Source organism: Streptomyces sp. NPDC059398 (assembly GCF_042751845.1).
In the GTDB taxonomy this organism is placed as follows: Bacteria; Actinomycetota; Actinomycetes; order Streptomycetales; family Streptomycetaceae; genus Streptomyces.
This window is the reverse complement of record NZ_JBHYWP010000026.1, coordinates 66,648-75,208: the sequence shown is the minus strand read 5'-3', so window position 1 is coordinate 75,208 and position 8,561 is coordinate 66,648. Positions and strand designations below refer to the sequence as shown.

General features: G+C 69.5%; 8 protein-coding genes. 4 read left to right on the top strand and 4 right to left on the bottom strand.

Annotated elements, in window-relative coordinates; all coding sequences use genetic code 11:
* Positions 1–131: 131 nt before the first annotated feature.
* Both ACFXBC_RS12695 and ACFXBC_RS12690 read right to left on the bottom strand, forming a co-directional pair.
* Complete coding sequence (locus ACFXBC_RS12695) at positions 132–2,699, bottom strand: cation-translocating P-type ATPase (RefSeq protein WP_385022542.1); 2,568 nt, start codon at positions 2,697–2,699, stop codon at positions 132–134.
* A 170-nt stretch (positions 2,700–2,869) separates the two neighbouring features.
* Positions 2,870–3,193, bottom strand: a complete 324-nt coding sequence (locus ACFXBC_RS12690; protein ID WP_385022539.1) for a DUF2530 domain-containing protein — start codon at positions 3,191–3,193, stop codon at positions 2,870–2,872.
* Positions 3,194–3,377: 184 nt separating this feature from the next.
* Between ACFXBC_RS12690 and ACFXBC_RS12685 the strand changes: the two genes are divergently transcribed.
* A complete protein-coding gene (locus tag ACFXBC_RS12685; protein ID WP_385022566.1) occupies positions 3,378–4,829 on the top strand; it encodes an NCS2 family permease in 1,452 nt (483 codons plus the stop codon).
* A gap of 10 nt (positions 4,830–4,839) precedes the next feature.
* Here the strand turns inward: ACFXBC_RS12685 and ACFXBC_RS12680 are convergent, their stop codons facing one another.
* Entirely contained in the window at positions 4,840–5,022 is a 183-nt protein-coding gene (locus ACFXBC_RS12680) for a ribbon-helix-helix protein, CopG family (RefSeq protein ID WP_385022536.1), read from the bottom strand.
* 133 nt (positions 5,023–5,155) lie between these two features.
* Between ACFXBC_RS12680 and ACFXBC_RS12675 the strand changes: the two genes are divergently transcribed.
* The gene (locus tag ACFXBC_RS12675; protein WP_385022533.1) at positions 5,156–5,593 is read left to right on the top strand and encodes a MarR family winged helix-turn-helix transcriptional regulator; all 438 of its coding nucleotides are present in this window, start codon (positions 5,156–5,158) and stop codon (positions 5,591–5,593) included.
* Positions 5,594–5,655: 62 nt separating this feature from the next.
* Positions 5,656–6,984: an MFS transporter gene (locus ACFXBC_RS12670; RefSeq protein WP_385022530.1), complete on the top strand. Its 1,329-nt coding sequence runs from the start codon at positions 5,656–5,658 to the stop codon at positions 6,982–6,984.
* Between the two features lie 86 nt (positions 6,985–7,070).
* Here the strand turns inward: ACFXBC_RS12670 and ACFXBC_RS12665 are convergent, their stop codons facing one another.
* On the bottom strand, positions 7,071–7,652 hold the full coding sequence (locus tag ACFXBC_RS12665; protein ID WP_385022527.1) for a Uma2 family endonuclease: 582 nt from the start codon (positions 7,650–7,652) through the stop codon (positions 7,071–7,073).
* A gap of 177 nt (positions 7,653–7,829) precedes the next feature.
* On the opposite strand from ACFXBC_RS12665, the gene thpR reads away from it, so the two are divergent.
* Complete coding sequence (thpR, locus tag ACFXBC_RS12660; protein WP_385022524.1) at positions 7,830–8,375, top strand: RNA 2',3'-cyclic phosphodiesterase; 546 nt, start codon at positions 7,830–7,832, stop codon at positions 8,373–8,375.
* Positions 8,376–8,561 lie beyond the last annotated feature (186 nt).

The window sequence follows — 8,561 nt, the reverse complement described above, 5'->3', positions numbered from 1 at the left end:
ACCTGGTCGGGGGGGGGGGGGGGGGGGCGGCCGGCCGCGGCGGGGCCCCCCGCCGCCGCGCCGGCTCTGCGGGCGGCCCGGACTTCCGCCGACACCCCCGGCCCAGCCCGGGTGGCTCAGTCCCGGGTGGCTCAGCCCGGGTGGTGGCGGTCCACCCACCGCCAGACCAGCTCGACCCCCAGCGACGCGACCGCCGCGATGCCCACGCCCATCCAGGGCATCGCCGCCCCCACCAGCTTCAGCGCGAAGAAGTGCTGGAGCGCCGGGACCACCATGACCAGCAGGAACGCGCCCGCCATCGCCAGTACCAGGCAGACCCGCCACCAGGTGTACGGGCGGGCGATGATGGCCAGGACCCACATCGAGACCAGGAAGAGCGTCAGGGTCGCCACGCTCGTCTCGGCGTCCAGGGAGCCGGCCCCCACGTAGTAGTGCCGGGCGATCAGATACGCCACGAAGGTCGCGACGGCGGCGATGGTGCCGCACGGGATCGAGTACCGAAGCACCCGCCGTACGAAGTGCGGCTTCGCGCGTTCCTTGTTCGGGGCCAGGGCCAGGAAGAACGCCGGGATGCCGATCGTCAGCGTGGAGAGCATGGTCAAGTGCCGTGGCAGGAACGGGTACTCGATCTGGAAACAGGACACCAGGATGGCGAGCAGCACCGAGTAGACCGTCTTGACCAGGAAGAGCGTCGCCACCCGCGTCACGTTCCCGATGACACGGCGGCCCTCCGCCACCACCGATGGCAGCGTCGCGAAGCTGTTGTTGAGCAGCACGATCTGCGCGACCGCCCGGGTCGCCTCCGAGCCCGAGCCCATGCTCACACCGATGTCGGCGTCCTTCAGGGCCAGTACGTCGTTGACGCCGTCGCCGGTCATCGCGACCGTGTGGCCGCGCGACTGGAGCGCCGCCACCATGTCGCGCTTCTGCTGGGGCGATACCCGGCCGAAGACCGAGTGGGAGTCGAGCGAATCCGCCATCGCCTCCTGCTCGGTGGGGAGCTGCCGGGCGTCCACGGTGTCCGTGGCCCCGTCCAGACCCAGCTTCGCTGCCACCGCTCCCACCGAGACCGCGTTGTCACCGGAGATCACCTTGGCGGCGACGTTCTGGTCGGCGAAGTAGGCCAGTGTGTCGGCCGCTTCGGGGCGCAGCCGCTGTTCGAGCACCACCAGCGCGGTGGGATGCGCCCCGGCCACCACCGTCTCGGGGTCAGGGTCCTGGTCCGGGCCGTCGCCGTCGCCGTCGCTGCCGGTTCCGGTTCCGGTGTGGGTGCCGCTGTCGCCGTCCCCCGGACCGCTGTCCGCGCCGTCCAGGCTGCCCTCGGCCCGTGCCAGGAGCAGCACCCGCAGCCCCTCCTCGTTGAGCCGGCCGACCTCCTGGAGCGCCGGGTCCCCCTCGGGCAGCAGTACGTCGGGCGCCCCGAGCAGCCAGGCCGACGACTCGCCGTCCCCCTCGCTGAAGGCGGCGCCGCTGTACTTGCGGGCCGACGAGAAGGGGAGCGCCCGGGTGCAGCGCCAGCCCGAGGTGTCCGGGTAGGCGTCGACGATCGCCTGGAGGCTGGCGTTGGGGCGCGGGTCGGACGCGCCGAAGGCCCCGAGCACCCGCCGTACATACGTCTCGTCCGCACCGCCCGGCCCATCGGAACCGTCCGACCCGTCCGACCCGTCCGACCCACCCGGCCTGTCCAGCGTCCGCAGCTCCGTGACGTTCATCCCGCCCTCGGTGAGCGTCCCGGTCTTGTCCAGGCAGACCACGTCGACCCGGGCCAGCCCCTCGATGGCCGGGAGTTCCTGGACGAGGCACTGCTTGCGGCCGAGCCGGATGACGCCGATGGCGAAGGCGATGGAGGTGAGCAGGACGAGCCCCTCGGGGATCATCGGGGTGATACCGCCGACGGTCCGGGCGATGGAGTCCTTGAGGTCGTGCCGCTCGTGCACCAGCTGGCTGACGATGAGCCCGGCGGCGGTCGGGACCATCATCCAGGTCACGTACTTGAGGATGGTGGAGATACCGCTGCGCAGCTCGGAGTGGACGAGCGTGAAGCGGGACGCCTCGTCGGCGAGCTGTGCAGCGTACGCCTCCCGGCCGACCCGGGTGGCTGTGAACGCCCCGCCGCCCGCGACGACGAAACTGCCCGACATCATCGCGTCGCCGGGCTTCTTGTGCACGGGGTCGGCCTCGCCGGTCAGCAGTGACTCGTCGATCTCCAGTCCCTCGGCCTCGACGGTCTCGCCGTCCACGACGACCTTGTCGCCGGGGCCCAGTTCGATGAGGTCGCCGAGGACCAGATCGGAAGTGGAGATCTCCCCGGCGGTCCCGTCCCGCCGCACGGTCGGTTTGGCCTCGCCGACCACCGCGAGGCTGTCGAGTGTCTTCTTGGCGCGGCGCTCCTGGATGATGCCGATACCGGTGTTGGCGATGATCACGAAGCCGAAGAGGCTGTCCTGGATCGGTGCGACGAACAGCATGATCACCCAGAGCACACCGATGATCGCGTTGAACCGGGTGAAGACGTTGGCCCGCACGATGTCGGCGGTGGAGCGGCTGGACCGTACGGGCACATCGTTGACCTCGCCCCTGGCCACGCGTTCGGCCACTTCGGCGGTGGTCAGCCCGGTCGCGCGGGCCGGATGCGGCAGCTCGACGGGGTGGACGGGGTCGAGTTCGGCCCCCGCGTCGATATACGGCCCTTGCGTCATGGATCCGACGTTAAGGCCAGAACCACACGTTTACCCGGTGAGATACCGGAAGATCAGCCTTCGGGAGGAGGGCGGACAGGACGCGGCTCGTCCTGTGGCCGTACGGACCCCGACCGGAGCTGTAGGGGGCGGCGGGCGGGACTGTGGCGGGCGGGGCTGTAGCGGGCCGGCTACGCGCCGTCCCGGCCCTGGCCCTCGCCGGCCCCGCCAGTGTCCGCATGGTCCGCATGGTCCGCGCTGTCCGCCGTCCGGCCCGCCGCGCGCTTGATGGCGGCGTCGCGCCCCCGTACGTACCAGACCCCGACGAGCCCGAGCGCGCCGCCGGCCGCGCAGGTCCAGAGCCACCACAGATGTCCGTGGTCGTCGAACCAGCCGTAGAACGGCAGCTGCACCAGGAAGAGGACGAACCAGATGACCGTGCCGCCGGTGATGGTGGCGACAACGGGCCCCTCCAGGGGCTCGGGTGCCTCATGTACTGGTGTCCACTTCGCCATGACCGACAGTCTATGCGGGGGAACCGGAGCCGGTGCCGGGCCAGGTGGCCCAAGGCTCTACGCGCGGAGATAGCGATCTTCGCCTTATGTATTCATACTGAAACGGCTTTCGATTGGCTCGTTCCTTTCGTTTAAACGTCCAAATATGGCCGTTTCTCAACACATGACACTTGAGGTCGCGCGCATGTCTCCCTCGGCCACCGCTCCGGTCGACGCTGTTCCACCATCGCCATCCGGCGGGCCGCAGAATGCCTTTGACCGCTATTTCAAGATCACCGAGCGCGGTTCGAGCATCGCCCGGGAGATCCGCGGCGGCTTCGCGACCTTCTTCGCGATGGCCTACATCATCGTGCTGAACCCGATCATCCTGGGCAGCGCGCACGACATGAACGGCCACCAGCTCAACGGCGGCCAGCTGGTCACCGCCACCGTGCTGACCGCCGCCTTCTCCACGCTGCTGATGGGCGTCATCGGCAATGTGCCGATCGCGCTGGCGGCCGGACTCGGCGTGAACACCGTCGTCGCGCTCCAGCTCGCGCCCCGGATGACCTGGCCCGACGCGATGGGGATGGTCGTCCTGGCGGGCATCGTCGTGATGCTCCTCGTCGCCACGGGGCTGCGGGAACGCGTGATGAACGCCGTACCGCTCAGTCTGCGCAAGGGCATCGCGATCGGGATCGGCTTCTTCATCCTGCTGATCGGCCTGGTCGACTCGGGCTTCGTCTCCCGCGTCCCGGACACCGCGCACACCACCGTCCCGCTCCAGCTCGGCTCCGACGGTCATCTGCACGGCTGGCCGGTGCTGATCTTCGTGGTCGGTGTGCTGCTGACGCTGGCGTTGATCGTCCGCAAGGTCTCCGGCGCGATCCTGATCTCCATCGTCACGATGACGATCGCCGCGGTGATCGTCGACGCCGTGGCCACGGTCCCCAGCTGGGGCCTGACCACCCCGAAGTGGCCGGGCAACCCGGTGGCGTCGCCGGACTTCGGGCTTGTCGGTCAGTTCAGCCTGTTCGGCGGATTCCACAAGGTCGGTGTGCTGACCGGCATCCTCTTCGTCTTCACCGTGCTGCTCTCGTCGTTCTTCGACGCCATGGGCACCATCCTCGGAGTCGGCGACGAGGCGAAGCTGACGAAGCCGGACGGCACCTTCCCCGGCATCAACCGGGTGCTGTTCGTGGACGGCGTCGCGGTCGCCGCGGGCGGTGCGACCTCGTCGTCCGCCAACACCTGCTTCGTGGAGTCCACGGCGGGGGTCGGCGAGGGCGCCCGTACCGGGCTCGCCAGCATCGTGACGGGCCTGCTCTTCACGGTGGCGCTGTTCCTGACCCCGGTGGCGACCATGGTGCCCTCGCAGGCGGCCACCCCGGCGCTGGTCGCGGTGGGCTTCCTGATCCTGGCGGGCTCGGTCAGGGACATCGACTGGTCGGACTTCACCATCGCGATCCCGGCGTTCCTGGCGATGGTGATGATGCCGTTCACCTACTCGATCACCAACGGCATCGGGATCGGCTTCATCTCCTTCACCGTGCTGCGGATCGCCGTCGGCCGCTGGCGCCAGGTGCCGGCCGCGATGTACATCGTGTCGGCGGTCTTCGTCTTCTACTACGCGATGCCGGCGCTCGGCCTCACGTAGGAGGTCCGGGCTACGTACGCCCGTAGAACCTCTCCGTCTCGTCGACGGCCGACTGGAACCGTTCGTCGAAGTCGTCGCGAATGAGCGTCCGGACCACATAGTCCTGGACGCTCATTCCGCGTTTGGCCGCGTGGTTCCGGAGCCGGGCGAGCAGCTCCCCGTCTATGCGCAGGCTGAGCACGGTCGATCCCATACCGACAGCGTCGTGCGGCCGGGCGCCGCCGCGCGTCACTTTCGCGCCTCATCTCACTCGTACGGGTGATCTCGCTCACCGGATGGCATACTCGGTTGGTCTTTAGCATAGGTAATGAGTTACGCTAACGAACATGCCTGACCTTTCGCCCGCCGACAAGGCTGCCGCCGTCGACTCACTGCGTTCCACCGTGATGCGACTGAGCCGCCGGCTCAAGCACCAGCGCGTCGACGAGTCGCTGAGCCCGACCGAGATGTCGGTGCTGGGGACCCTCGCCCGCTGCGGCTCCGCCACCCCCGGTGAGCTGGCCCGCAAGGAGCATGTGCAGCCGCCTTCGATGACCCGCATCGTGGCGCTCCTGGAGGCCAAGGGCCTGGTCAGGCTGGAACCGCACCCGGACGACCGCAGACAGAAGGTCGTCAGCCAGACCGAGGAGGCGCAGGCGATGCTCGCGGAGAGCCGGCGCCGCCGCAATGTCTGGCTGGCCGAGCTGGCCGAAGGGCTGAACGAGGACGACTGGGTGAAGCTGCGCGCTGCCGCCCCCGTCCTGGAGAAACTCGCCCAGCTCTGACCCCGTAACCCCTGTAAGCGGTCACCCCGGTGACCTTGTCTACGCCCAGGAGGCGACCACTGTTGAGTACGGGACCCGGAGCAGACTCCGCCCCCGCACCGCAAGAAACTTCTACCCGGACTTCGATGTTCAGCTCGTTGAAGATCCGTAATTACCGCTTGTTCGCCAGCGGTGCCGTCGTGTCCAACACCGGCACCTGGATGGCGCGTATCACCCAGGACTGGCTGGTCCTGAGCATCACGGGATCGTCCGCCGCCGTCGGTATCACCACGGCCATGCAGTTCCTGCCGATGCTGCTCTTCGGCCTGTACGGCGGAGTCATAGCCGACCGCTTCCCCAAGCGGAAGCTGCTCTTCTGCACCCAGGGCGCGATGAGCGTCGGCGGTCTCTTCCTCGCCGCGATGACCCTCACCGGCCATGTGCAGGTCTGGCACGTCTATCTGACCGCCTTCTTCACCGGTCTTGTCACCGTCGTCGACAACCCGACCCGGCAGTCCTTCGTCTCCGAGATGGTCGGCCCGGACCAGGTCCGCAACGCCGTCAGCCTCAACTCGGCCAACTTCCAGTCCGCCCGGCTCATCGGCCCCGCCGTCGCGAGTGGTCTCACCGCGGCCGTCGGCCCCGGCTGGGCCTTCCTCGCCAACGGCCTCTCCTTCCTCGCCCCGCTCACCGGGCTCCTGCTGATGCGCAGCAGCGAACTCCACCAGACGCTGCGCACCCCGCGCGGCAAGGGGCAGCTCCGCGAGGGCCTCAATTACGTCTCCAAGCACCCTGATCTGATCTGGCCGATCGTCCTGGTCGGCTTCGTGGGCACGTTCGGCTTCAACTTCCCGATCTGGCTCAGCGCGTTCGCCAACAACACGTTCCACGGCGGCGTCGGGATGTACGGCCTCTTCAACACCCTGATGGCCATCGGCTCCCTGGCCGGCGCCCTGCTCGCGGCCCGCCGCGGCACCTCCCGGCTGCGCATCCTGGTCGGAGCCGCGGTCGTCTTCGGCGCGCTCCAGATGATCACCGCCTGGTCCCCGTCGATCTGGATGTTCGTCCCGCTGATCACCGTGATCGGCATCCTGGGCCTGACGGTCAACGTCACCGCCAACTCCTCGGTGCAGATGGGCACCGAACCGGAGATGCGGGGCCGGGTGATGAGCCTGTTCATGATGGTCTTCACCGGCGGAACCCCGCTGGGCGGCCCGCTCTTCGGCTGGCTCACCGACTCGTACGGCGTCCGCGTCAGCTTCATGCTGGGCGGCCTGGTCTGCGCACTGGCGGCGCTGGGCGTCGGCCTGATGCTGGCCCGCGCGGCCAACCTCCGCCTGGAGGTCGACCTCAGGCGCGGCCGCCGCCATGTGGGCTTCGTACCGCGCGAACAGCTCGCCACGGCGGCCTGAAACACGGACGGCCCCGCACACGGGCCGGGGCACACACCCCCGGCCCGGCGGGACCGGTTGCCGGGCTTCCCGGCGCGTCGGGCGCGTCAGTCCCGGGGGAAGTCCGCGGTCTCCAGGGTGAGGCCGACGGCTGTGCCGGTCAGGTCGATGGGGTAGCCGAAGTCGAGTGTCACGGTGCCGTGGTACTCGTCCTCCTTCGGCAGCGTGTGCAGTTGCCACCTGCCGGTGTACGGATCGGCGATGACGTACACGGGAACGCCGGCGGTGGCGTACGTGGTCTTCTTCGGGCCGTAGTCGTTGGCGGCGGTGTTCTTGGAGATCACCTCGGCGACGAACTCGATGTCCTGGTAACGCCAGTGCCCTTTCTCGTCCTTGACGGCCCCCTCCACGAGAGCGACGACGTCCGAGGCGAAGCCGTTCAGCAGCCCGGGGAAGTCGATGCGCACATCGGACTTCACCCGCTGGCGCGGATACACGGTGCGCAGCTGCTCGACGATGTCCAGGATGATGTCCCAGTGCGTGTCCCGCTGCGGTGACATGAAAATGTTCCCCCCGACGATCTCGACCTTGAATCCCTCGGGGGTCGGCTCAAGCCACTCGAACATGGAGTCCAGAGTGCGCTCGTCGCTGGTGTCGGCCATCTCGATCCTGTCGTCGACGACGGTCATCGTGGCGCTCCTCCCCACTGCCGCAGGGTGCGGGCAGTCGCGCGGTACAACGATACGCACGGCAACCGGGGCACGCCGGGAACCGGCCAGGCGGGGGCGGCGACGAAACCGGGAGGGGCTGCCCGGGACACGCCACGAACGAACGGGGCCGGGCCCGTCGCCCGGGAGACTGCCCCCATGAGGCTTTTCGTGGCACTGCTGCCCCCGCCCGACGCGGCCCGTCAGCTCGGGGCGCTGGTCGACCGGGCACAGGCGCTGCCCGGCGCCGGTCGCCTGCGTTGGACCGAACGGCCCGGCTGGCACTTCACGCTCGCCTTCCTGGGCGAGGTGGACGACGGTCTGGTCCCCGCCCTGGCACCCCGGCTGGCGCGGGCCGCCCAGGGCCACGCGCCCTTCACGTTGCGCGTCGCAGGTGGCGGCAGGTTCGGGGACAGGTCGCTGTGGGCGGGCGCCGCCGGCGATGTGGACGCGGTGGGGCGGCTGGCCGCGTCGGTGGAGGAGGCGGCGGTGGGGGCGGGCGTACCGGTGGAGCGTGAGCACCCGTACGTGCCGCATCTCACCCTGGCCCGCGGCGACGGCCGGACCGCGCTCGATCCGTACGCGCAGACCCTGGCCGGCTTCGTGAGCAGCCCGTGGACCGTGCGGGAGACGGCCCTCGTACGCAGCGGGCGGCAGCCACGGTACGAGGTGGTCGCCGCCTGGCCGCTGGGGCCCGGCAAGTAACCTCGTTGGCGTGGACCCGAAAACCAGGAACCGGATCATGGCCGGTGCGCTTGTGCTGCTGTTCGTCGTCGTCGCCGTGGGGGGGGGGCGGCGGGGGCCAGCGCCGTACACCCCAGCAACCCCAGCCCCCCACACCGGAACCCCCCCCCCCAGCCCTACTGAGAGAAGACCGGGGGGGGGGCGACG